The sequence below is a fragment of the Rhizobium sp. SVR5-9E genome, assembly GCF_056755095.1.
Map to the genome: position 1 here is coordinate 1 of NZ_JBNDHS010000343.1, position 288 is coordinate 288.

Sequence of the window (288 nt, forward strand, 5' to 3'; positions counted from 1 at the left end):
GGCTCATATCAACGGTATTGTAATCTCGTCCCGCTTCACCAGCTCCGTATAATGCGAAGTGTTTAACACAGGCCAAAATAGTATTTCCGGCTGAAAGATCTTTACCCTGATATCCGTAGACCATATTTTTGGCAATCTCGCTTCCTAAATACGGGTCTTCTCCTGAGCCTTCAGATACTCTTCCCCATCTTGGTTCGCGGGAAATATCAACCATCGGCGAGAACGTCCAGTTAATTCCGTCTGCTGAAGCCTCCTTTGCGGCAACACGCGCTGATTGCTGAACAAGAT

1 protein-coding gene is annotated in these 288 nt (G+C 47.2%); it reads right to left on the minus strand.

Going from position 1 to position 288, the window contains the following annotated elements; translation table 11 throughout:
- Positions 1–288, minus strand: a 288-nt coding sequence (locus ACPYOJ_RS35105; protein WP_481420345.1) for a glycoside hydrolase family 3 N-terminal domain-containing protein, incomplete at both ends; no start/stop codon positions are given.